Here is a 23,482-nt window from a genome sequence, read left to right on the forward strand (position 1 = left end):
TCGTGACGCTCTTTGTCGCGACTTTTGCGCAAGGAAGACACACAGTACCCTCAGTTTTTGACTACAGAGTACTCGCTTTGCTTCCTAACGAATAATGGTGGCAGCCATAGCGATACGGTACCACCTGACTCCATTCCGAACTCAGAAGTGAAACGTATTAGCGCCGATGGTAGTGTGGGGTTTCCCCATGTGAGAGTAGGACACTGCCAGGTCGGAAAAACTTTTAGTGCAGAATCACGATGCTTTTTGTCGTGCTGCTCTTTTTAATAACTACGCGCAAGGAGGACCAACAGTACTCTTTAGAGTCTATTTAATCATCGTTGCTTAATAACTAACAAATCGGAAAGTTTAATATTAATTCAATCAGTGAGTAACTACTTTTTACTCTATCTTGCTTTTAGCTTGTCTTTGCTTACAACGCCAACTTCACACCGAAGCCTTTTAGGCGTTGTTTAAGTGACGAAGCGTATACGGTGGATGCCTTGGCAGTTAGAGGCGATGAAGGACGTGTAAGTCTGCGAAAAGCTGTGGTGAGCCGACAAAATGCATTTGAGCCACAGATGTCCGAATGGGGAAACCCACCTATTTATAGGTATCGTTAACTGAATACATAGGTTAACGAGGCAAACGAGGGGAACTGAAACATCTAAGTACCCTTAGGAAAAGAAATCAACCGAGATTCCCCTAGTAGCGGCGAGCGAACGGGGAGCAGCCCTTAAGCTGTTTAGAATTTAGTGGAATCCTTTGGGAAGAGGAGCGATACAAGGTGATAGCCCTGTACACGACGGATTCTTTACAGTGAAATCGAGTAGGTCGGGACACGTGTTATCTTGACTGAATATGGGGGGACCATCCTCCAAGGCTAAATACTCCTAACTGACCGATAGTGAACCAGTACCGTGAGGGAAAGGCGAAAAGAACCCCTGTGAGGGGAGTGAAATAGAACCTGAAACCGTATACGTACAAGCAGTGGGAGCCCTTCGGGGTGACTGCGTACCTTTTGTATAATGGGTCAGCGACTTATATTTAGTAGCAAGGTTAAGCGAATAGCGGAGCCGTAGCGAAAGCGAGTGTTAACTGCGCGTTGAGTTGCTAGGTATAGACCCGAAACCCGGTGATCTAGCCATGAGCAGGTTGAAGGTTGAGTAACATCAACTGGAGGACCGAACCCACTGACGTTGAAAAGTCAGGGGATGACTTGTGGCTGGGGGTGAAAGGCCAATCAAACCGGGAGATAGCTGGTTCTCCCCGAAATCTATTTAGGTAGAGCCTCGGACGAATTCCATTGGGGGTAGAGCACTGTTAAGGCTAGGGGGTCATCCCGACTTACCAACCCTTTGCAAACTCCGAATACCAATGAGAACTATCCGGGAGACACACGGCGGGTGCTAACGTCCGTCGTGGAGAGGGAAACAACCCAGACCGCCAGCTAAGGTCCCAAAATATTGCTAAGTGGGAAACGATGTGGGAAGGCACAGACAGCTAGGAGGTTGGCTTAGAAGCAGCCACCCTTTAAAGAAAGCGTAATAGCTCACTAGTCGAGTCGGCCTGCGCGGAAGATGTAACGGGGCTAAGCAATATACCGAAGCTGCGGCAGCAAGTTTACATGCTGGGTAGGGGAGCGTTGTGTAAGTGGATGAAGGTGAGTTGTAAAGCTTGCTGGACATATCACAAGTGCGAATGCTGACATGAGTAACGATAATGGGAGTGAAAAACTCCCACGCCGGAAGACCAAGGTTTCCTGTCCCATGCTAATCAGGGCAGGGTAAGTCGGCCCCTAAGGCGAGGCAGAAATGCGTAGTCGATGGGAAACGGATTAATATTTCCGTACTTATATAATCAGTGATGGAGGGACGGAGAAGGCTAGGCAAGCTTGGCGTTGGTTGTCCAAGTGAAAGTGTGTAGGCTAGTGACTTAGGTAAATCCGGGTCGCTCTTTAAAAGAGAATGCCGAGACACGAGACGAGCTCCCAAGGGAGTGAAGTTGTTGATGCCCTGCTTCCAGGAAAAGCTTCTAAACTTATGATTATATGAACCGTACCCCAAACCGACACAGGTGGTCAGGTAGAGAATACTAAGGCGCTTGAGAGAACTCGGGTGAAGGAACTCGGCAAAATTGTACCGTAACTTCGGGAGAAGGTACGCCTCTGTTTGTGAACACTTTACGTGGTAAGCAAATGGAGGCCGCAGTGACCAGGTGGCTGGGACTGTTTATTAAAAACACAGCACTCTGCAAACTCGTAAGAGGACGTATAGGGTGTGACACCTGCCCGGTGCCGGAAGGTTAATTGATGGGGTTAGTCCTCGGACGAAGCTCTTGATCGAAGCCCCGGTAAACGGCGGCCGTAACTATAACGGTCCTAAGGTAGCGAAATTCCTTGTCGGGTAAGTTCCGACCTGCACGAATGGTGTAACCATGGCCACGCTGTCTCCACCCGAGACTCAGTGAAATTGAAATCGCAGTGAAGATGCTGTGTACCCGCACCTAGACGGAAAGACCCCGTGAACCTTTACTACAGCTTGGCACTGAACATTGAACCTACATGTGTAGGATAGGTGGGAGGCTTTGAAGCACAGTCGCTAGATTGTGTGGAGCCGTCCTTGAAATACCACCCTTGTATGTTTGATGTTCTAACATTGGCCCCTTATCGGGGTTGTGGACAGTGTCTGGTGGGTAGTTTGACTGGGGCGGTCTCCTCCCAAATAGTAACGGAGGAGCACGAAGGTTAGCTAATCACGGTCGGACATCGTGAGGTTAGTGCAATGGCATAAGCTAGCTTAACTGCGAGACAGACACGTCGAGCAGGTACGAAAGTAGGTCATAGTGATCCGGTGGTTCTGTATGGAAGGGCCATCGCTCAACGGATAAAAGGTACTCCGGGGATAACAGGCTGATACCGCCCAAGAGTTCATATCGACGGCGGTGTTTGGCACCTCGATGTCGGCTCATCACATCCTGGGGCTGAAGTCGGTCCCAAGGGTATGGCTGTTCGCCATTTAAAGTGGTACGCGAGCTGGGTTTAGAACGTCGTGAGACAGTTCGGTCCCTATCTGGTGTGGGCGTTGGATGATTGATGGGAGCTGCTCCTAGTACGAGAGGACCGGAGTGGACGAACCGCTGGTGTTCGGGTTGTCATGCCAATGGCATTGCCCGGTAGCTATGTTCGGAACGGATAACCGCTGAAAGCATCTAAGCGGGAAGCCGGCCCAAAGATGAGATGGTTAAGCCTCTCGGGCAATTAGTACAGGTTAGCTTAACGCCTTACAACGCTTCCACACCCTGCCTATCAACGTCATCGTCTATAACAACCCTTCCAGACCTTAAAGGTCAGGGATGACCATACAACCCTAAAAAGCCTTGAGTATCGGCCTCATGTCCGCCTTTTGAATTCGGACAAGGGTAATGTTGCATGCATGACAAGCTAATCGGAAGAATTGCCTTGCTATCAATCAATGTTGATAACAAGCAATTCAAGTCAAGTAGAGTAAAAAGTACGTCTTTCGACTTCTCAGTTACTCAATTTTGATTGATTACTATTAATATCAGCTTTCCAAATTGTTAAAGAACTATCGTGCAAAATCATGACGCTTTTTGTCATGACTTTTGCGCAAGGAGGACCTACATTACTCTTTAAAGTATCGTAAATGCTCCCTCAGGGTAAAAAACCCTAATCAATGCTTACTGAAACAGTAAATATTCATTAGGATTTCGGGTCCAACGTGACACAAGAATTGGTAGGCTTGGGCAGACTTGAACTGCCGACCTCACCCTTATCAGGGGTGCGCTCTAACCAGCTGAGCTACAAGCCTTCAGTATACTGCACTTAAACGTTGTTTAAGCTCAGATTCAAGTAGATGGTGGAGCTAAGCAGGATCGAACTGCTGACCTCCTGAATGCAAATCAGGCGCTCTCCCAGCTGAGCTATAGCCCCATAAACTTGTGTCGTTCTTCATTTTTAAACAAGACTATCTGTGTAGGCACTGCATCAAGTGCGTCTATCGACGTAATGGTAAGGAGAGTTTGATCATGGCTCAGATTGAACGCTGGCGGCAGGCCTAACACATGCAAGTCGAACGGTAACAGGAAGTGCTTGCACTTCGCTGACGAGTGGCGGACGGGTGAGTAATGCTTGGGAACTTGCCTTTGCGAGGGGGATAACAGTTGGAAACGACTGCTAATACCGCATAACGTCTACGGACCAAACGGGGCTTACGCTCCGGCGCAAGAGAGGCCCAAGTGAGATTAGCTAGTTGGTATGTAAAGCTTACCAAGGCAACGATCTCTAGCTGTCTGAGAGGAAGATCAGCCACACTGGAACTGAGACACGGTCCAGACTCCTACGGGAGGCAGCAGTGGGGAATATTGCACAATGGGGGAAACCCTGATGCAGCCATGCCGCGTGTGTGAAGAAGGCCTTCGGGTTGTAAAGCACTTTCAGTTGTGAGGAAAAGTTAGTAGTTAATACCTGCTAGCCGTGACGTTAACAACAGAAGAAGCACCGGCTAACTCCGTGCCAGCAGCCGCGGTAATACGGAGGGTGCGAGCGTTAATCGGAATTACTGGGCGTAAAGCGCACGCAGGCGGTTTGTTAAGCTAGATGTGAAAGCCCCGGGCTCAACCTGGGATGGTCATTTAGAACTGGCAGACTAGAGTCTTGGAGAGGGGAGTGGAATTCCAGGTGTAGCGGTGAAATGCGTAGATATCTGGAGGAACATCAGTGGCGAAGGCGACTCCCTGGCCAAAGACTGACGCTCATGTGCGAAAGTGTGGGTAGCGAACAGGATTAGATACCCTGGTAGTCCACACCGTAAACGCTGTCTACTAGCTGTTTGTGACTTTAAGTCGTGAGTAGCGAAGCTAACGCGATAAGTAGACCGCCTGGGGAGTACGGCCGCAAGGTTAAAACTCAAATGAATTGACGGGGGCCCGCACAAGCGGTGGAGCATGTGGTTTAATTCGATGCAACGCGAAGAACCTTACCTACACTTGACATGCAGAGAACTTTCCAGAGATGGATTGGTGCCTTCGGGAACTCTGACACAGGTGCTGCATGGCTGTCGTCAGCTCGTGTCGTGAGATGTTGGGTTAAGTCCCGCAACGAGCGCAACCCTTGTCCTTAGTTGCCAGCATTCAGTTGGGCACTCTAAGGAGACTGCCGGTGACAAACCGGAGGAAGGTGGGGACGACGTCAAGTCATCATGGCCCTTACGTGTAGGGCTACACACGTGCTACAATGGCATTTACAGAGGGAAGCGAGACAGTGATGTGGAGCGGACCCCTTAAAGAATGTCGTAGTCCGGATTGGAGTCTGCAACTCGACTCCATGAAGTCGGAATCGCTAGTAATCGCAGGTCAGAATACTGCGGTGAATACGTTCCCGGGCCTTGTACACACCGCCCGTCACACCATGGGAGTGGGATGCAAAAGAAGTAGTTAGTCTAACCTTCGGGAGGACGATTACCACTTTGTGTTTCATGACTGGGGTGAAGTCGTAACAAGGTAACCCTAGGGGAACCTGGGGTTGGATCACCTTCAATTAAAGCGAAGCGCGTTGCTTCTTAGTGGCTCACCCTGTTCGAGTGAGGTGCGCATTTTACATCGTTTGTTTTCGATGTCAACCTTGTTTTTAAACTTTTTATTTGCTTGAAAACTTGGTTTTGCACTTGTTGCTAAGTTGACTTTGTTTTTCTCGAAGCCCCCTCAGAACGTGGAGCGCATTATAGATACCTGATGAGAAAGATCAACAGTTAAATTGGTTTTTTTTNGCTTTTTAGCACACTTTTGAGGTTAACCGCTCATTTCTGCATCATATCTACAAGCTCAATGCATCTTTCGGCTAGTTTTTTCACATTTTATTGTTCTAATTGTTACAAATGAGTAAACTGTATACAGCCTCCAACCCCATAATAAACAATAGAAAGGTAGGTATATGAAAGTAGGCTTTATTCAATGCGCCGTTATAAGCGCTATTTTTGCAATTGCAGGTTACTTGTTGTTTTCTTCTGCTAGTTTAAACGTTCATGTTCCACTAACCGTATCAGCAGCTCTGTTGATAAGCGGTATCGTCACTCCATGGCTAGCGTCTCTTATTCAAAGTCCATCTTCCTCAGATGCCAGAGCACACTCTAATGAAGGATCGATAGAAACCTTGTATGTAGGTAATTTGCCTTATCGAGCAAATGAAAACGCTGTGAAGGAATACTTCAGCAGTTTTATTGAAGTACAGTCAGTTCGGCTAATGAAGGATCGAAAAACGGGAAAGCGAAAAGGTTACGGTTTTATTGAAGTTGTTACCGATGACTTAAGTAGCGTTATAGATAAGACGAACGATTCTATTTTTCAAGAGCGTACATTGAAGGTTCGCCCAGCGAAAGATAAAGTCCATCACGAATAGTCTTCATTCGCATGTAAAAAAGCCCGGTTAGCATTTGCTCCGGGCTTTTTCATATGAGGAAGGTTTAAGACTCGCTGGCTTCTAAAGATTGCGGTAGTCCGTCTAGTAAAGTCTGATTAAAAGATCGAAATCTATTAATAGCGGATATCAAGTCAGGCACCTGCACATCTTTCATTTCATTTATTAATCCAGCAATTAACGCATTGTAGTCTTCGCTACTTGCTAGCTTATTCTCTGCATTAGCAAACGTATCCATCATCTTTTCTAGATACTGGGCAACTGGACTTACTACGTTACCGTATTTAGCATTATCGCTATTACCCTCATTATAATGCTGGATGTTCTCGTATGTCTTTAGCACTTCAGTTTGTGTGGTTCTATTAAGCTGCAGTGCGTAACCCACCAGTTCTTTATCGTCAAAGCCTAAACTCAATGCTTCTTCATATGCTTTATCGATATCACCATTATAAAAGGTATCAGCTAAGTCTTGAACTTGACCCACTAAATTCGCAATAGACTCTAGTTCACCTTCATCAAGTTCTCCTTTGAGGGAAAAACTGATTCCGCTTCGTTCATAGTACTGATAAGAAGTCTGTTGAGAATAAGCCGCTGTACTTTCAGTGTCACTCTGTTGGTCTAACTCTCCTGAACTATCTTGTTGCTCTTGTGAGATCTGCGCTTGATAGCTTAACTGTTGAGACGCTTTAAAAGACTGTAAGCTTTCAAAACTAAAGCTGACTTCATCGCCGTCTTTTGTCCGTATCATCAAGCTTCCGCTCTTTTCTTCTGATGCCGCTACTGCATTTAGTGTGGATATGGAGACAGCGTTAGGCTGCTGACGACCAAAGATATCGGTTTCAAGATCATTGATTCCCGTATCAATGAGATCGCGGCTTTTTGTCATGCCCTGCTCTATCTCATCATTCATGAAACCCGCTAAATCTTTTTCTGCCATGGCAAAACCACGACTTACGCCTTCTCTCGCCTGACTAAATAAACCATTTAGCTTTTCTTCACTTGCTCCACCATCGGCGGCCCCGCGAATTACACCGCCAACAAACTTAAGTACATTTCTAGCCACCTTTTCGAAGTCGAATAACTTAGAAGATTCTTCGTCCAGCGCTTTTCCTTTCGTTTCTTGCGGCTTTTGTCCGTCAATCTCTAACGCTTGGTTCAGGTTACTGCTCACTACCCGTAAACCTATACTCGTTTGACTGCTTGAAACAGATACAGACGCCGCTTGCTGCTTAGAAAACTCTGCTGCTTGTTGCAACCCATCTTGCTGCAACTGCTTTTTCAATACTTCATTCGGGTGAACCGTCGCTTTCTGTTCAGCTTTTTGCTCGACCTTTTGATCGCCCATGAAAGCTTTAATTTGACCCACGTTCATAATTTGATCCTCACTATCCTCTTTCTTATTATCGGCGACGATTCAGTATTGTTTAATTTTAATACAGCTTTTTTTATACGATTTTTATAGAAGTAACTAGCGCTTGTTGCAGTTATTTTATAAGGGACTACAATTCGCGACCTCAACTATCAATGGAGAATTTTATGTCGGCCGATGAACAACAACGTTATCAAGCGCAGTTAGACGAAAAAGTAGATCGTCTTTCGGCGTTACTTTCTCCATTTAATGCGCCTAAAACTTCGGTTTACCCATCACAGCCTACTCACTATCGTATGCGCGCAGAATTTAGGGTGTGGCACGAGGGCGACGACCTCTTTCACATCATGTTTGATCAGGAAACAAAAGAAAAATATCGCGTAGATAGTTTCCCTCCCGCGTGCAAAACAATTAACGATGCGATGGAAAAGCTACTAAACGAAATTCGCCCTAATGAAATACTAAGAAAGAAGTTGTTTCAGATAGATTACCTTTCAGCGCTATCTGGTGAACTCGTTATTAGCCTTTTATACCATCGCCAGTTAGATGATGAATGGGAAGCTGCCGCAAAGTCTCTTAAAAGTACGTTGGAAACGCACTTCCCGAAAGTGAATATTATTGGCCGTGCAAGAAAACAAAAACGCATTATCGACAACGATTTTGTTATTGAGCGTTTGCCAGTAAAGGGTAATGAGTTCGTATTCAAGCATATCGAGAACAGCTTTACTCAGCCTAATGCTGAAGTAAATTGTAAGATGATTGAATGGGCTCTGGACTGCGTTAAGCCTCTATCTGGTGATCTATTGGAAATGTACTGCGGTGCCGGTAACTTCTCATTACCGCTGGCCCTTCACTTCGATAACGTAGTGGGTACTGAAATAGCGAAACCCTCGGTACAAGCAGCGCAGTTTAATATTGAACAAAACAGACTGCACAATGTAAAAATTGTCAGGTTAGCTGCAGAAGAATTTACGCAAGCTATGAAAGGAAAGCGTACGTTTAGCCGATTAGAGGGTATCGATCTTAGCGAGTATAACTTTACGACTGTACTCGTCGATCCACCAAGAGCTGGGTTAGATGAAGATTCATTAAGAATGATTCAAGATTACGACAATATTGTGTATATCTCTTGTAACCCTGAAACCTTAGCGCAAAACCTTGAACTATTGAGTGAAACTCATGACGTCGCTCAATCGGCACTATTTGATCAATTTCCTTTCACCCATCATATTGAGGCAGGTGTTTTACTTACACGCAAAGGCTAGTTTGCGTGTAAGTTTTCAGTATCATAACATTCCTATAATACTGTTGGTGCTAGCTTTTCTGGGTAGCACCTACTTGAACAAAGCGAAGTTGAGCTTTGACTTTTTCGCCAATTTCCTTGCGTAGCTTTTCATCAGCTTCTAACGCCTCAGCGCCTGCACTAAATACTAGCCTCACCATGGCGTCAGCTTGAAGTTGTGCACAGGAATACTCCACACCTTGCTGCTCAATGATGTAGTCAGTGAGTTCGTCTATGAAGTGTTGAATTTCTCTGAATACTGCTAGCCGGTAGGCAGACGACGTGCCAGTATGCTCACGCAGTAATAAACGGAAAACGTTTGTATTGGCCGCAATGAACTCCATAAAGGTTTCAACAGAGGTATGGATAACACCGCCCCCTGACGCGATACGTCGTCTTGCCTGACGCATAAGCTGACGCAATGCTAAACCCGCTTCATCCACCAGCGTTAAACCCAGCTCATCCATATCTTTAAAGTGCCTATAAAAAGACGTAGGTGCAATGCCTGCTTCTCTGGCGACTTCACGCAAGCTGATTGCCGACAAACTACGGTTTTCGTCTAGCAGTGAAAAAGCAGCATGGATGATATTTTGGCGGGTTTTTAATTTCTGTTCTTGTCGACTCACATTTGCAACCTATGTTGATTAACGTTCAATGGCCCGATGATTTGCAGCACTTTACGATGTAAATTCTGCATCATCTGAATAGCCATTAATGAAATCAAACTTCTTACATCAAGGACTAGCGTGCGTAGTTTATCGCAACACACGCTAATGGGGAAAGAGAAACAAAATCATCTCTTTTATAAACAAGGGCTAAGCATTAATTAGTTTACTTTACCTGCATTTTATCCACCCTCGGCTATAATTAAACTTTACACATGTAAGCAGAACTTATCTGGGTTTTGCTTGCCTGAAGCCTCGTAAAACGATAAATTAGCGAACAGATGTAAGCCAAGTTGTATAAAATGAAAAAACCTCCTCTTATCCTAACTAATGCGCTGGTATTTATAATATCTGGCGCAATAGCATTTATTGGTGTGCCGCTATGGGTGGCGTATCAAGGCATTGATTGGGCAGAAATTGGTACTGCTATATTTCTGTTCTACTTTACCGGCATGTCGATTACTGCTGGTTATCACCGTCTGTGGTCTCACAAGACCTACGATGCAAACATTGTTGTGCGTGTCATTCTTGCTATCGGCGGCGCTATGGCCTTGCAGAATAGTATTTTGCATTGGTCTTCTGATCACCGTGTGCATCACCGCCATGTAGACGACAACGACAAAGATCCTTACTCTGCAAAGAAAGGGCTTTGGTTCGCGCACATCGGCTGGATGTTACGCGAGTATCAAGCTAAGCGTTACGATGACTACAGCAACTGTAAAGACCTGCAAAAAGATAGCGTGGTGATGTGGCAGCACAAATACTACTTACCTATCGTACTCGCTGCTAACTTTGGCATTACTGGTCTATTAGGCTATTTGAACGGCGACGTAATGGGCATGATTTTAGTAGCGGGCGTTCTTCGGTTGGTGCTAGTTCATCATGTTACGTTTTTTATTAATTCTCTGGCCCATTTTTGGGGTAGTCAGCCTTATACCGATAAAAATACGGCGCGAGATAATGGCGTTTTAGCTTTCTTCACGTTTGGCGAGGGTTATCACAACTACCACCATATCTTTGAATACGATTACCGCAACGGCATTCGTTGGTATCAGTTTGATCCTACTAAATGGCTAATCAAAGGGCTGTCTTATGTAGGTTTAACGTCGAACCTTCGCAAAGTACCTGAAGAGCGCATCGAAAAGGCACTGGCGGCCATGCAGCTTCAAAGGGCTAGTGAGAAAGTATCGGTACTGCCCAACGCTGAAGAAATGATGCACACTATTCAAGAAGAGTACGACCTGCTTATGCAGCGAATGAGTGAATACTACGCGACGAAAAAGCGCGTGATGCGTGTTAAGCAACGCACCTTAAAACGCAGTATTGAAGGGTTAGAACTTGCATATAAGTACAAAGAACTGAAGCACGCGTTTGCTGTGCAGAAAGAAAAATGGACACATTTGCAAAGCTTATCGTTACAAATGGCCTAGCCCCTAACTTTCTGTAAATTAAGTTTTGGAAAAACCACATAAGTGCCTGCTTATGTGGTTTTTTTTATCCTATAGTTGGAATTACAAGACAACTAAGGTAGTACTATATTTATAGCAACTTCTTAAACGGTTTATGCCGTTGCGAAGTTGGCGCGCATTTACGATGTCGCCACCTCACCAGTCGTTACACAATAGGAAAGTAAAATGGCAGCTAAGCAAAAACAGAAATCACCTTCTTATCATTATGACGCGATCGTTATTGGTACGGGTCCTGGCGGAGAAGGTGTTGCTATGCAACTTGCCAAGGCCGGTAAAAAAGTGGCTGTTGTAGAGCGCTATGAAGCGGTGGGTGGAGGCTGTACGCATTGGGGAACCATCCCCTCGAAAGCGCTTCGTCATTCAGTTAGCCGGCTCATTGAGTACACCTCATCGCCTCTGTTTGCCGATAACCATTTAAGCAAGAGCCTTACGTTCTCAGATATCATGCGTCATGCCAGTGGCGTTGTGAAAAGCCAAACACGCCTTCGCTCTTCCTTTTACGATAGAAACCGGGTGACACTGTTTTACGGCGAAGCAAGCTTTGTTGATGCGCATACTTTAGAGATAACGCGTGAAGATGGTTCAAAAGACACGGTTACTGCAGCGCAAATAGCTATCGCTACTGGTTCCCGTCCCTACTGCCCGAAAGACATCGATTTTAATCATCCAAGGGTTTATAACTCAGATACCATTTTGTCGTTAGATCACGACCCTAAATCCATCATAATCTACGGTGCGGGTGTTATCGGTTCTGAATATGCCAGCATTTTTAGAGGGTTAGGTGTTAAAGTTGATCTGGTTAACATGCGCGATCGCTTACTTTCATTTCTAGATGATGAAATTTCCGACGCCCTGAGTTACCACTTATGGAATAACGGCGTTCTCATTCGCCACAACGAAACGTATTCATCGGTCGAAACGTTAGATGACTCTGTGATTTTAAACCTTGAATCAGGTAAGCGAATGCGAGCAGACTGTTTACTGTTTGCTAACGGGCGTACGGGTAACACCGATACCCTTAAGCTGGAGAATGTTGGTCTTAAAGCAGACAACAGAGGGCAACTGCGCGTAAACGAAAACTATCAGACAGAGATAGATAATATCTATGCCGTCGGTGATGTCATTGGCTACCCTAGTTTAGCATCAGCGGCATATAACCAAGGCCGGTTTGCAGCAGAAGCCATGCTTGGAATAAGCACTCATTCAGCGCTTGTTGCCGATATCCCTTCCGGTATTTACACTATTCCGGAAATAAGCTCCGTAGGCAAGACAGAGCAGGAGTTAACAGCCGCTAAAGTGCCTTATGAAGTAGGACGAGCACAGTTCAAGCATTTGGCTAGAGCACAAATTGCGTCCACGCAAACCGGTAGTCTTAAGATTCTCTTTCATCGTGAAACAAAAGAAATTTTGGGCATTCACTGCTTCGGAGAGCGTGCCTCAGAAATTGTGCACATCGGGCAAGCTATCATGCAGCAAAAAGGTGAAGGTAATACCATTGACTACTTCGTTAATACCACATTTAACTATCCGACTATGGCTGAAGCCTATCGCGTTGCAGCGATAAACGGCTTGAACAGGATTTTCTAACAGGCACAAAAAAGCCGGCGAAATTGTCGCCGGCTTATATGCGTTAACTAAAAACTAGTTACGGTTCGCAGCAAGCGCGTTTAGCGAATCTTTATGTGCTACGATGTCGATGTGCATATTTTCTTGATCGAATGTCATTGTCGCAATAGCGTAGTCACCCTGACTTTCGCTTGCAATGTCGATAAGCTTTGCCTGTGCATCACGGAAACGAATGTTATTGTCGATTTGGCTCGACATACATTGGTTGTTCATTTCGAGTGTTTTCGCATCCATGCAATCGAAAAGCTGGTTGCTACCAGATTCCGCATGCGCAATACCAAAGGCTGCTGATAGAGCTAATGTTAGTACTACTTTACGCATGTTTCTTCTCCTGTGTTACAGTCTTTCACTGTCACTATTAAACATACTGTATATACATTAGATAGTCAAATTGAGATCATAGTTTTGTGACAAAAGTATTACAACGAGAAATATTTGGAGAAAAAAGTGAAAGGGCACGATGAACTGGCAGCAGAAGCGAGAAATTGCGCCTTATGCGCTCAGTACCTTCCTCACACTCCTAACCCTATTTTCAGTACGGCAAAATTTGCCAAAGTACTTATTATTGGTCAAGCACCTGGGTTGAAGGCTCATGAAAGTGGCATTGCCTTTAACGATGCAAGCGGTGATAGACTGCGTAGCTGGCTGTCAGTATCAAAACCTACCTTTTACAACCCTAAACTCATTTCTATTCTGCCTATGGGATTTTGTTTCCCGGGATACAAAAACGGTGCGGATGCTCCACCCCGAAAAGAGTGCGCGCCTACTTGGCATCAGGCTTTCCTGTCACAAATAAGGCCAGAACTCACGGTCTATATTGGCCGTTACGCGCAGCAATACTATTTGCCCGAATATAAAAATTTAACAGACGCCGTTTACACTACGTTTGCAGCGAACGCCGGTCACGTCGCTTTACCTCACCCGTCGGGCAGAAATAACCGCTGGCTCGCAAAAAATAAGTGGTTTGAGGAAGAAAGCCTGCCGATGCTCCAACACTATGTTTCGAACGCGTTACAAAACTAATCGTGGTTCTCTAAAAACGCTAAAAGCGCGTCAAACGGCATGGGTTTCGCGTAAAGGTAACCTTGCGCCTCATCACAGCCTAACTTAATCATGTAGCTAGCCTGCTCTCTTTTTTCCACGCCTTCCGCAATGGTTAATAAGCCTAGTTTATTACCTAAGGTAACAATTGTTTCAGCCAGCACTGCACTCGCACCTGGCTTAATATCTTTTACAAAAGAGCGGTCTACCTTCAGTCGGTCTAGAGGTAACTGCTGCAAGTAACTCATTGATGAAAAACCGGTGCCGAAGTCATCTATCGCTATTTTCACCCCAAATTCTTTTAGCGAGCGTAATGCATCAATCACTATTTGAGGCTCATCCATAACAACACTCTCTGTAATTTCCAGCTCTAGACGGCTGGGATCACAGTTAGCATTTGACAGGGCGTGCTTTACCTTTTCTACAAATAACCTATCTCGGAATTGCGGAATAGAAATGTTGACTGCTACGCGTAGGTGGCCATAGTTTTTTTCTTTCAATGCTTGAAGACGGCGGCACGACTCTTCTAATACCCATTCACCAATATCTACGATGAGGCCAGAATACTCTGCGAGGGGTACAAAGATCGCCGGTGAGATATACCCACCATCGCCATCAGGCCACCGCAGTAAACCTTCCATACCCACTACTTTTTCGTTTAGTAAATCTATTTGCGGTTGAAACCAAAGCTCTAGCTTTCGTGCAGCGAAATCACTTCTAAGACGACGGATCATATCGAGACGCCAGGTTGTCTGGTCTTCAATGTCTTTCGCGTAATATTCAAAGTTATCTGTAAGGTTTTTCTTAGCGCGGTTTAAGGCAATATTGGTACGCTTTAAAATTTCAATACCAATATTGCGTTTGTTATCTAACTTACAAAATCCAAGTGTCACGTTTACTGGAAGTGTGTGATCGCCGACTTTAAAAGACGATTGAAAGATAGCGTTAATCGCTTCTGGACAAACCAATTCATCGGGACCAATCAGCCCAAATACGTCCGCACCAATACGGCCTTTTTTAACCAATCCATCGAAAGAAGTTTGAAAACGACCACTAATAGCCCGCAGTAATTCGTTTCCCACTTCCTGGCCTAACCCGTCATTAACGTCTGAAAAGTGATTAACATCGATAAGGGCCACACTGCAGTTTTCCCCGGCGAATAGGTGGGGCTTATCCAACATGTTAATAAATTCGTTGCGATTTGGAAGGCGCGTTAGCCAGTCACGAAACGCTGCATTTCTTAGCTCGTGGAAAAGGTTTACGTTTTCATATCCCACGGAAATGCTCGATAAGAAAACTTCCAGCAAATGCTTGTCAAGCTCGCTTATTTCATGAGTCTGGCGCACGTATACTGCAGCCTCAAAGCCCGCTCTACTGATATAAAGTACCGAGCAGCTTGGCTCGAAAATATGCTTTTTAAGCCGTAAACAGCGAACGACGTTTTCTTCTATTTCTATATTTTTAACGTCGGCTACTGGATGATTAATAAACTTAGCATACTCACCCGCTGCACCTAAAACGTAAACTTCAGAATCATCCCTGTCGAGCAATGAACCTGCTCTTGCACATAACAAGCCTTCTGAATCGAGCCCAATTAAAGAACTTATTTGAGTAACGACACCTTCGCAGAATTCTTTTACGGAATGTTCTTCAAACAGGTTAGCCGAGGAGGTAATAATTTTCTCCAAGCCTGCGCGGCTTTGGCTAATGGTAATAATTTGTTGATAAGAACGCAGAGAAGAGATAATAGTTGTTAGTAGTTTTGCTCGAGTGAGCTCTGTCTTGGTTTTATAGTCATTGATATCGTAGACTTTTATGACTTGCTCTTCGGGCGCATATCCTGGCTGACCCGTGCGCAGGATTATTCTCGGCTCGAACAACTTCATATCCTCACGGATGTACTTAACTACATCGAAACCAGCGTCATCGGTTTCCATGACCACGTCGAGCAAGATAATAGCAATACTGTTGCTATATTCATGAAGTAACGCTTTAGCCTGCTTTGCTGAATAAGCGTGGATAAAGTTTAATTTGCGATCGTTTACGACAAGGTCAGACAGCGCAAGGCGCGTAACCGTGTGAATCTCTTCATCATCGTCAACAATGAGAATGTTCCAATCTTTGCCCAAGAGAACTTGCTCTTCAACTGAACCATCGTCATCTAAAAAAATCAATTCGTCGTTATCGTAATCCATTGCCGACATTACCGCTCATTTCCTCGAAACACACAAAACAAGAACGTATTACTCATAGTCTAAAGCGACGATTACATTGATATATAGGTTACGCAATGCAATAGTGCTCTCATGTCACATGCCATTTTACATTCAGTCATTTAACCATTTATGAAGATTACACCCCAGCATTTTCCTCAAGAGGTAGAAAAACCACGGCAAGCGGGAAATGACAGCGCCAAGACTACGGCTGAACAAGCTACTGCAGAAAAAGCGGCCGGTACAGTGAAAGCTGATGCTAGTCGTCAACGCATGCTTTCGTGGTTCGCACGAGTAGGTATCAGCCCCTCGTTGATGTCTTCTGATCCAAAGAAGCAAAAACATGCATTGGAACGAAGAAAACAAATTTTAGAAACACAAAAAGCGAGCAATCTTCAAGCTGTTTTAAATATAGCACTAAATGTGACAATCAACGAACAAACTAGCGATAATCTTGACCCTGATTGGTTTTTCGCATTTAGTACCATGGCTGAAGAGATTTACAGCCAGCCCATGCAGGAATTATGGGGTAAAATTTTCGCAGTGGAAGTCGCACGGCCCGGTAGCTTTTCTTTAAGAACACTTCAGCTATTAAAAACGCTCACACATCGCGACGCTAAAGTGTTTAATAAAGCCGTTAATATCGCCAGCCGCAGAAATAACGACGCAGTACCGCGTATATTGGTGGGCTATCACAAACGCAAGGGGCTGCTCTCGCTGTTTAAACGCCCCGTGCCAGAGCAAATAAATTTAGCTACAGTTGGATTAAGTTATCCCGACTTATTGTCGTTACAAGAAATGAAGTTAATTTACGCCAGCGAGATTGAAAGTGGCGTATATGCCGAAGGGCAACAGGTTACATGGCGGTGTGTGAATGAGAATATGACCTTAACCTGTAAAACCTCCGATGTTGCACTGGTGTATTACAAGTTCACCTCTGTAGGTAGCGAGCTTTACAAACTTGTCACCAAATCACCCAACAACGCTTACCTTCAAGAATTAAAGGCGGTATTAGGCGAGGTATTTAACATAAGCTAAATACCATCACCAAACTCGTGTAAACCGCATTCACGTTTTAACCCAAAGAAACGGGTATCTTGTTCACTCATTCCTTCTTGAAGAGATTGCGTGGTGTGCCAGTCACCAATAGACACGTAACCCTGCTCCCATAGCGGATGATAGGACAACTCGTTATCTTTAAGATAATAGTGCAAGTCCTTGTTGCTCCAATCGATAATAGGGTAAAGCTTAAACTGCTGCCCTACCTTTTGCAGCACAGGCAATTTTCCTCGGGTATCAGACTGGCTTCGGCGTAATCCCGCGAACCAGGTTCCCGCATTCAACTCGCGTAACGCACGCTGCATTGGCTCAACTTTGTTCAATTTATTGTATTTCTCAATACCTTCAACACCTTGTTCCCAAAGCCTGCCAAACCTCGCCTCTTGCCACGCGGATGACATGTCAGCACGATAAACATGTAAGTTTAGGTTTAGCTTTTCTACAAGCTCATCAATGAACTTGTAGGTTTCTGGGAACAGATAGCCAGTATCGGTAAGCACAACCGGAATATCCGGCTGTACCTGCGTAAGCATGTGCAGCATAACTGCCGATTGCGCTCCGAAGCTCGAAGACACAATATGTGTATCTGGCAAGTTATTGAGCGCCCAAGCTACTCGCTGTTGCGCTGTCGTTTTTTCCAACATGTCATTGATATCAGCAAGGGCTTCCTTGCTGATATCAAGCGTAAGCGGCTGCTGCTTTTCTGCTGTACTATTGGTCATAGAAATCCCGTGCGGAGTCTACTACTGGTTTGACAACACCAGCGCGAACAACATAATCACCAAAAGCTTCTCCTGAATCACGCTCTTTAGCCCACTGGCCAAGCAGCGTATCAAGCTCTGCCATGATTTCTTGCTCGCTTATATTTTCTCGATACATACGCGGAATACGCGTACCTTCGCGGTTACCACCTAAGTGAAGGTTGTACTTACCCGGCCCTTTTCCTACCAGGCCAACTTCTGAAAGCATGGCGCGACCACAGCCGTTCGGGCAGCCTGTCACGCGGAAGATAACGCTATCTTCTTCAAGACCGTGCTTGGCAAGTAAGCCTTCTAGTTCGGTAACGGCATCAGGTAGATAACGTTCTGCCTCTGCCATGGCTAGCGGACAGGTTGGCAATGCAACACAGGCCATAGAGTCTAAGCGCTGATTAGAAATTGATGGCGCTATTAGTCCATGTTCACGCGCCAGGGCTTCTATCTTGTCTTTGTCTTGTGGCGGAACCCCAGCAATAATCAAGTTCTGGTTTGCAGTTAAACGGAAATCCCCTTTATGAATTTTGGCAATTTCTGCACAGCCCGTTTTTAGCGTTTTACCTGGGTAATCTAAAATACGACCATTTTCGATAAACACGGTAAGGTGGTATTTACCATCAATCCCTTCTACCCAGCCAAATCGGTCGCCACGGTCAGTAAACTCGTAAGGGCGGCTCTCTTGGAATGTTACGCCCGCGCGCTTTTCTACTTCCGCTTTAAAGTTATCTACACCAACGCGCTCTAACGTATATTTTGTCTTCGCGTTTTTACGATTAACTCGGTTACCCCAGTCACGCTGAGTTGTGACAACCGCAGCGGCTACGTCTAGCGTATTTTCCAGCGGTATAAACCCAAAGTCAGACGCTTTACGCGGATACGTGCTCTTGTCGCCGTGGGTCATTGCAAGGCCACCACCAACAAGTACGTTGAAGCCAACTAGCTGCCCGTTTTCCGCAATGGCAACAAAGTTAAGGTCGTTTGCGTGAACGTCTACATCGTTTTGCGGCGGAATAACTACCGTTGTTTTAAACTTACGCGGTAAGTAGTTGTCACCCAAAATAGGTTCAACAGGCTTTTCGGTTGTTTCAACTTTTTCGCCGTCTAGCCAAATTTCGGCATAGGCACGAGTTTTAGGAAGTAAGTGCTCACTTATCTTTTTAGCCCACTCATAAGCGTGCAAGTGCAACTCTGATTCCACAGGGTTAGAGGTACACAGCACGTTTCGGTTTACGTCACCAGCAGTTGCGATAGAGTCGATACCGACCTTATTCAAGGTTTGGTGCATTAATTTTATCTGTGGCTTTAACACGCCGTGAAACTGGAACGTTTGACGGGTAGTTAAACGGATGCTGCCGTACATTGTATGGTCGTCTGCAAACTTATCGATGGCTAGCCACTGATCAGGGGTAATAACACCACCGGGTAGACGCGCACGTAGCATAACGTTGTGAAGCGGCTCTAGCTTCTGTTTAGCACGTTCAGCGCGAATATCGCGATCGTCTTGTTGATACATACCGTGAAAACGAATTAGCTGGAAGTTATCAGCCGTAAAGCCACCAGTAAGATCATCTTTTAGATCTGTCGTGATAGTGCCGCGCAAGTTGTTGCTTTCGCGCTTTAAGCGCTCGTTGTCAGCCAGTTTGCCCTCAACGATAAATGGTGATTTTTCGTTACTCATTAATAGACATCCTTCTGATAACGCTTCGCTTTTCGTAACTCTACAATATAGGCTTTGGCATCGGCTTCTGACTTACCGCCGTGCTCTTGCACTATAGTAATTAGGGCATTTTCAACATCTTTCGCCATGTGCATTGCATCGCCACACACATAGAAATGTGCGCCCTGTTCTAGCCATTCGTACACCTCTTTACCGTGTTCAAGTAAACGGTGTTGAACGTATACTTTCTCTTCCTGATCACGGGAGAACGCCAGCGTAATTTTATCTAGCAGGCCTTCTTTAACGTAACCTTGCCACTCTACTTGATACAAGAAATCTTGCGTAAAGTGTGGGTTGCCAAAGAACAACCAGTTTTTGCCTTCAGCGCCTTGTACGTCACGCTCTTGCATAAACGATCTAAACGGTGCAATACCTGTGCCTGGTCCCACCATAATAACAGGAGTATTCGGATCAGCCGGCAAGCGGAAGTTGTCGTTGTTTTCAACAAACACATCAACTTCACCGTTTTCCTCTAAATACTCACAAAGGAAACCCGACGCACCACCTTGGTGACGATGGCCGAACGCTTCATAATCAACGTGCGCCACAGTTAAATGAACTTCTTCTTCAACTTCTGCTTGGCTTGACGCAATTGAATACAAGCGTGGGGTAAGCGGGCGAAGTGCTTCAACCAGCTGCTGTTCTGAAATCTTACCTGGGTGGTCGCGAGCAATATCGATAATCTGACGCTCGGCCATATAAGTGCGAAGCTGCGCTTTATCTTCCATGAGCGTCGCTAGCGTTTCAGAGCCTGTTGCTGCTTGGTACGACTTAATAAAGTTAGGGTAGCTTAACGTTAATTCTAGCTTTGAAGTTAATGCATCAGTAAGTGACATAGTTGCGTCACCCACAGTTACCTCTGCATCACCGTTTAACGACAATATGCTAATAAGTTCAGATACTAACGACGGCGCATTTTTAAACCAAACACCAAGCGCATCGCCTGGTTGGTAAGTAATGCCGCTATCCTCTAAGCTTATTTCGATATGGCGGATGTCTTTGATTGAATCACGCCCTGTGATTTTTTGAGACTCAATTAAGGTTGCTTTGAACGGTGCCTTTTTGGTGTAAGTTTGCGCCGCAACACCTTGCACTGCTGCGCCAGTTTGTGCCGCTACCGCAGTTTGCGGTGCTGCACTAAAGTCTTCTTTTAACGACTCGATTAATTTAGCTAACCACGCTTGTGCTTCAGCTTCATAATCAACATCACAGTCAAGACGCTCAATAATCGCTTTGCCACCCAGTTTACCTAGGCGCTCATCAAAATCTTTACCTGTCTGGCAAAAGAACTCGTAACTGCTGTCACCTAACCCCACTACAGCATATTTGGTATTGGCAAGTTTTGGCGCTTTCTTGCCTGCCAAAAACTCGTGCAGTTCAATGGCATCATCCGGTGCATCGCCTTCCCCGTGAGTACTAACAAATACTGCAACGTGGGTTTCCGACTTCAAGTTACGTGGCTTGTAATCTGCCATGCTAACTAGCTTGCTGTTGAAGCCCGCTTCTTCAGCTTTAGCTTGACACTGAGCCGCTAAACCTTTTGCGTTACCGGTTTGCGACCCGTACAAAATAGTAAGCGTTGGCGCGTCACCAGCACCGACTGCTGGAGCACTTTGCAATGCTGGTGCAATCGAACCGCCTTGTGCAGCCGCCATGCCTGCTGCATAGCCACTTACCCAAGTAAGTTGATCACGATTTAAGCCTGCAATGGCTTGCGTAATCGCATTCCACTGCTGTTCGTTTAATACCGCGCCTGGCGCTGAGTTCGAATTAGAATCTTGTGACATAGTCTTTTAGCCTTTTATCAATGGCGCTAAGGCTAACGGCTTTCTACAAGAAGAGAAAAGAATAAATGAAACTTTTTTATTACTGAAAGTGCTAATGACACTATGAATAAGTAATAACGGGAAGAAATTACGCTTACTCATAGCAAAAGGGCGTGAACTGCAAAAGCAGTCACGCCCTTTAAAATCAATACCTAACGACTAGAAATGAAGCTCTAAACCAGCAAATACACCGTCAAATTCCATGTCTGCATACACGTCATCAAGGTCTTCTATATCTACTGTTACGTTTCTGTAACCCACCTGAAGTGTCATATCAACGGCTAAACTTTCAATAAACGAATATTGAACGGCTGCTTGATAGTCACTTAACTCGTGATCGTCAAACGACAAATAGCTACCTTCAAAGTACGCTGACAAACCGGTAAAAGGTAAGCCTAACTGAACTTTGGAATAGGCCATAGGCACAATACCTGAAAACTCTGCTGAACCGCTTGTATCACTCGCTGTATCAACGACAAATAATGCTCCGTCGATATATTTTGCATTCACACCGAGGTCAAAGCTTACTAAGTCATTATCAAACAGCTCGTAGTACAGAATAAAGTCTGTTGCATCTAACTCTATATCTGTATTTACCGTCGTACTTTCAGAAAACAGTTCGCCATCAAACGTGAACGTTGAATCTAGCGTTGTGGTACCTGAATTGTCTAGCGTAGTGTGGTTAACCTTAACGTTAGGCAAGAAAGGCACTGGATGTTCAAAGGCAATATATAGCGCCGTATTGGTCTCATCATCAAAATTAAAGTCGGCTGTGTTATTGCTATCAGCAAAGCCACCTTGGGTATCGGTTTGCCAAACTTGAGCACCAACATAAACGCCTGCGATAGTGTCTGCTTGAGATGAAACTGAAAATAATGCGCATCCCAATGCGGCAGCTATAAGACCTTTTTTCATTAATTATCCTTGATTAAGAAGTTCTGATATTTCAATTAAAGCAGCGTTTGCGCGAGAAATATAGTTTGCCATCACTAGAGAGTGATTCGCTAACATACCAAAGCCACTGCCATTTAAAATCATCGGACTGAATACAGACTGTTGTGTTGCTTCCAGTTCGCGAATAATTTGCTGAAGACTCACTAATGCGTTCTTATCTTCAAGCACATCGTTAAATTCAATTTCTACAGCTTTAAGGAAATGTAGTAGAGCCCATGTTGCCCCACGCGCTTCATAAAAATTATTATCTAACTTCCACCAGCTTGTCTGAACAACGCGTTGGTTGATGCTAGGCGTAGATTGTTTCGCATTAGCATCGCCAGCTAAATCTGTATTAATTCTAGCAGATCCTACGCTGGCACTTAATCTTTGTGAATAACTACCTAGGCGTTTTTCTACCTGCTTCAACCATTCGCGCAGATTGTCTGCACGCGTATAAAATTGACTATCTGAATTTCGCGTGTTTGCCAGCTCGTCGCGGTATTTTTTCAGAAGCTCAATACCTTCAGCATAGCTAGATTCAGAAGACGGTAATGCCCAACTTTTATGGTCCATATTAAATTTGGGATGAGCTTTAGTAAGGTAAGGGTTTTCAATCGATTGAGACTGTGAGCGGCTAAAGTCTTTGCGCATTGAAAGCGCTAAGTCGCGCACCATCTCCAATGCTCCAAACTCCCACGCTGGCATATTGTCTAAAAAGACGCTAGGGGGAATAACGTCATTTGAAAGATAACCACCAGGTTTATTAAGCAAGGTTTCAGACACGTCTATCATGGTGGTTGTAAGTGTATAACCCGCAATATTCGTTGGGTTTTCTACTGATGAGTTTTGTTCTAAACGCTTTCTTATATCAAAAGTATCTGGCGAAAGGCTCCAATACCACCCGATAAGCCAGAACAGAAGAAAAATCACCACAGCGACAATCGCTATCCGTTTTGAGTTAATTGATTGTCTCATCTAAACACCAACCTTCCTGTTAAATAGCAAATAGCCGAGCACCGTCAGCTATTTGAGTTTATTAATACTATGCGAATAATGCGTAACCTTTATGACGGCTACTTATATATCACCATTTTTTACTACGTTAACACAAT

The 23,482-nt window shown here is 45.0% G+C and carries 15 protein-coding genes, 2 tRNA genes and 3 rRNA genes; 9 read left to right on the top strand and 11 right to left on the bottom strand.

The window, feature by feature from the left end; translation table 11 throughout:
- The first annotated feature begins 96 nt into the window (after window positions 1–96).
- Window positions 97–212: ribosomal RNA gene (gene rrf, locus MADE_RS16335) — 5S ribosomal RNA — on the top strand.
- A 238-nt stretch (window positions 213–450) separates the two neighbouring features.
- A 23S ribosomal RNA gene (locus MADE_RS21260) occupies window positions 451–3,328 on the top strand.
- A 404-nt stretch (window positions 3,329–3,732) separates the two neighbouring features.
- Here the strand turns inward: MADE_RS21260 and MADE_RS16345 are convergent.
- Together MADE_RS16345 and MADE_RS16350 are read right to left on the bottom strand one after the other, a co-directional pair.
- A tRNA-Ile gene (locus tag MADE_RS16345) sits at window positions 3,733–3,809 on the bottom strand.
- 46 nt (window positions 3,810–3,855) lie between these two features.
- Window positions 3,856–3,931: transfer RNA gene (locus MADE_RS16350), tRNA-Ala, on the bottom strand.
- Window positions 3,932–4,008: 77 nt separating this feature from the next.
- Between MADE_RS16350 and MADE_RS16355 the strand changes: the two genes are divergently transcribed.
- Both MADE_RS16355 and MADE_RS16360 read left to right on the top strand, forming a co-directional pair.
- A 16S ribosomal RNA gene (locus MADE_RS16355) occupies window positions 4,009–5,537 on the top strand.
- A 392-nt stretch (window positions 5,538–5,929) separates the two neighbouring features.
- Window positions 5,930–6,394 (top strand): RNA recognition motif domain-containing protein, encoded by a 465-nt coding sequence (locus MADE_RS16360; protein WP_012519748.1) that lies wholly within the window; start codon window positions 5,930–5,932, stop codon window positions 6,392–6,394.
- Window positions 6,395–6,458: 64 nt separating this feature from the next.
- On the opposite strand, the gene MADE_RS16365 is transcribed toward MADE_RS16360, so the two are convergent.
- Window positions 6,459–7,784 (bottom strand): DUF5610 domain-containing protein, encoded by a 1,326-nt coding sequence (locus MADE_RS16365; RefSeq protein WP_012519749.1) that lies wholly within the window; start codon window positions 7,782–7,784, stop codon window positions 6,459–6,461.
- Window positions 7,785–7,948: 164 nt separating this feature from the next.
- Between MADE_RS16365 and trmA the strand changes: the two genes are divergently transcribed.
- Entirely contained in the window at window positions 7,949–9,046 is a 1,098-nt protein-coding gene (gene trmA, locus MADE_RS16370) for a tRNA (uridine(54)-C5)-methyltransferase TrmA (RefSeq protein WP_012519750.1), read from the top strand.
- A gap of 49 nt (window positions 9,047–9,095) precedes the next feature.
- Here trmA and fabR read toward each other — a convergent pair whose 3' ends face one another.
- Window positions 9,096–9,689: an HTH-type transcriptional repressor FabR gene (gene fabR, locus MADE_RS16375; protein WP_012519751.1), complete on the bottom strand. Its 594-nt coding sequence runs from the start codon at window positions 9,687–9,689 to the stop codon at window positions 9,096–9,098.
- A 341-nt stretch (window positions 9,690–10,030) separates the two neighbouring features.
- Here fabR and MADE_RS16380 point away from each other — a divergent pair, with 341 nt between their 5' ends.
- Together MADE_RS16380 and sthA are read left to right on the top strand one after the other, a co-directional pair.
- Window positions 10,031–11,158, top strand: a complete 1,128-nt coding sequence (locus tag MADE_RS16380; RefSeq protein ID WP_012519752.1) for an acyl-CoA desaturase — start codon at window positions 10,031–10,033, stop codon at window positions 11,156–11,158.
- Between the two features lie 204 nt (window positions 11,159–11,362).
- Window positions 11,363–12,784, top strand: coding sequence for a Si-specific NAD(P)(+) transhydrogenase (gene sthA, locus MADE_RS16385; RefSeq protein WP_012519753.1), 1,422 nt, complete (start codon window positions 11,363–11,365; stop codon window positions 12,782–12,784).
- A gap of 54 nt (window positions 12,785–12,838) precedes the next feature.
- Here sthA and MADE_RS16390 read toward each other — a convergent pair whose 3' ends face one another.
- Window positions 12,839–13,144 (bottom strand): hypothetical protein, encoded by a 306-nt coding sequence (locus MADE_RS16390; protein ID WP_012519754.1) that lies wholly within the window; start codon window positions 13,142–13,144, stop codon window positions 12,839–12,841.
- Between the two features lie 114 nt (window positions 13,145–13,258).
- Here MADE_RS16390 and MADE_RS16395 point away from each other — a divergent pair, with 114 nt between their 5' ends.
- Window positions 13,259–13,846, top strand: coding sequence for a uracil-DNA glycosylase family protein (locus MADE_RS16395; protein ID WP_012519755.1), 588 nt, complete (start codon window positions 13,259–13,261; stop codon window positions 13,844–13,846).
- Here MADE_RS16395 and MADE_RS16400 read toward each other — a convergent pair.
- Window positions 13,843–16,068 carry a bifunctional diguanylate cyclase/phosphodiesterase gene (locus MADE_RS16400; RefSeq protein ID WP_012519756.1) on the bottom strand — a complete coding sequence of 742 codons (2,226 nt, stop codon included), beginning with the start codon at window positions 16,066–16,068 and terminating at the stop codon, window positions 13,843–13,845. The genes MADE_RS16395 and MADE_RS16400 overlap by 4 nt on opposite strands.
- Before the next feature lie 141 nt (window positions 16,069–16,209).
- Between MADE_RS16400 and MADE_RS16405 the strand changes: the two genes are divergently transcribed.
- On the top strand, window positions 16,210–17,115 hold the full coding sequence (locus MADE_RS16405) for a TIGR03899 family protein (RefSeq protein ID WP_012519757.1): 906 nt from the start codon (window positions 16,210–16,212) through the stop codon (window positions 17,113–17,115).
- Here the strand turns inward: MADE_RS16405 and MADE_RS16410 are convergent.
- The 5 genes from MADE_RS16410 to MADE_RS16430 form a co-directional block, all read right to left on the bottom strand.
- On the bottom strand, window positions 17,112–17,858 hold the full coding sequence (locus tag MADE_RS16410; RefSeq protein ID WP_012519758.1) for a phosphoadenylyl-sulfate reductase: 747 nt from the start codon (window positions 17,856–17,858) through the stop codon (window positions 17,112–17,114). The genes MADE_RS16405 and MADE_RS16410 overlap by 4 nt on opposite strands.
- Window positions 17,848–19,569, bottom strand: a complete 1,722-nt coding sequence (gene cysI, locus MADE_RS16415) for an assimilatory sulfite reductase (NADPH) hemoprotein subunit (protein WP_012519759.1) — start codon at window positions 19,567–19,569, stop codon at window positions 17,848–17,850. Before cysI ends, MADE_RS16410 begins: the two co-directional genes overlap by 11 nt.
- Window positions 19,569–21,395, bottom strand: a complete 1,827-nt coding sequence (locus tag MADE_RS16420) for an assimilatory sulfite reductase (NADPH) flavoprotein subunit (RefSeq protein WP_012519760.1) — start codon at window positions 21,393–21,395, stop codon at window positions 19,569–19,571. Before MADE_RS16420 ends, cysI begins: the two co-directional genes overlap by 1 nt.
- A 198-nt stretch (window positions 21,396–21,593) precedes the next feature.
- Window positions 21,594–22,349, bottom strand: coding sequence for a TIGR04219 family outer membrane beta-barrel protein (locus MADE_RS16425; RefSeq protein WP_012519761.1), 756 nt, complete (start codon window positions 22,347–22,349; stop codon window positions 21,594–21,596).
- Between the two features lie 3 nt (window positions 22,350–22,352).
- Window positions 22,353–23,345, bottom strand: coding sequence for a DUF2333 family protein (locus MADE_RS16430; protein WP_012519762.1), 993 nt, complete (start codon window positions 23,343–23,345; stop codon window positions 22,353–22,355).
- Between the last annotated feature and the right edge of the window lie 137 nt (window positions 23,346–23,482).

This window comes from Alteromonas mediterranea DE (assembly GCF_000020585.3).
GTDB classification, from domain to species: domain Bacteria; phylum Pseudomonadota; class Gammaproteobacteria; order Enterobacterales; family Alteromonadaceae; genus Alteromonas; species Alteromonas mediterranea.

Excerpts from the sequence above, each read along its gene's own strand:
- MADE_RS16420 (WP_012519760.1), bottom strand. The coding sequence starts at position 21,395 with ATGTCACAAGATTCTAATTCGAACTCAGCGCCAGGCGCGGTATTAAAC.
- MADE_RS16400 (WP_012519756.1), bottom strand. The coding sequence starts at position 16,068 with ATGTCGGCAATGGATTACGATAACGACGAATTGATTTTTTTAGATGAC.
- MADE_RS16430 (WP_012519762.1), bottom strand. The coding sequence starts at position 23,345 with ATGAGACAATCAATTAACTCAAAACGGATAGCGATTGTCGCTGTGGTG.
- MADE_RS16360 (WP_012519748.1), top strand. The coding sequence starts at position 5,930 with ATGAAAGTAGGCTTTATTCAATGCGCCGTTATAAGCGCTATTTTTGCA.
- MADE_RS16390 (WP_012519754.1), bottom strand. The coding sequence starts at position 13,144 with ATGCGTAAAGTAGTACTAACATTAGCTCTATCAGCAGCCTTTGGTATT.
- sthA (WP_012519753.1), top strand. The coding sequence starts at position 11,363 with ATGGCAGCTAAGCAAAAACAGAAATCACCTTCTTATCATTATGACGCG.
- MADE_RS16365 (WP_012519749.1), bottom strand. The coding sequence starts at position 7,784 with ATGAACGTGGGTCAAATTAAAGCTTTCATGGGCGATCAAAAGGTCGAG.
- MADE_RS16425 (WP_012519761.1), bottom strand. The coding sequence starts at position 22,349 with ATGAAAAAAGGTCTTATAGCTGCCGCATTGGGATGCGCATTATTTTCA.
- trmA (WP_012519750.1), top strand. The coding sequence starts at position 7,949 with ATGTCGGCCGATGAACAACAACGTTATCAAGCGCAGTTAGACGAAAAA.
- cysI (WP_012519759.1), bottom strand. The coding sequence starts at position 19,569 with ATGAGTAACGAAAAATCACCATTTATCGTTGAGGGCAAACTGGCTGAC.
- MADE_RS16410 (WP_012519758.1), bottom strand. The coding sequence starts at position 17,858 with ATGACCAATAGTACAGCAGAAAAGCAGCAGCCGCTTACGCTTGATATC.
- MADE_RS16380 (WP_012519752.1), top strand. The coding sequence starts at position 10,031 with ATGAAAAAACCTCCTCTTATCCTAACTAATGCGCTGGTATTTATAATA.
- MADE_RS16405 (WP_012519757.1), top strand. The coding sequence starts at position 16,210 with ATGAAGATTACACCCCAGCATTTTCCTCAAGAGGTAGAAAAACCACGG.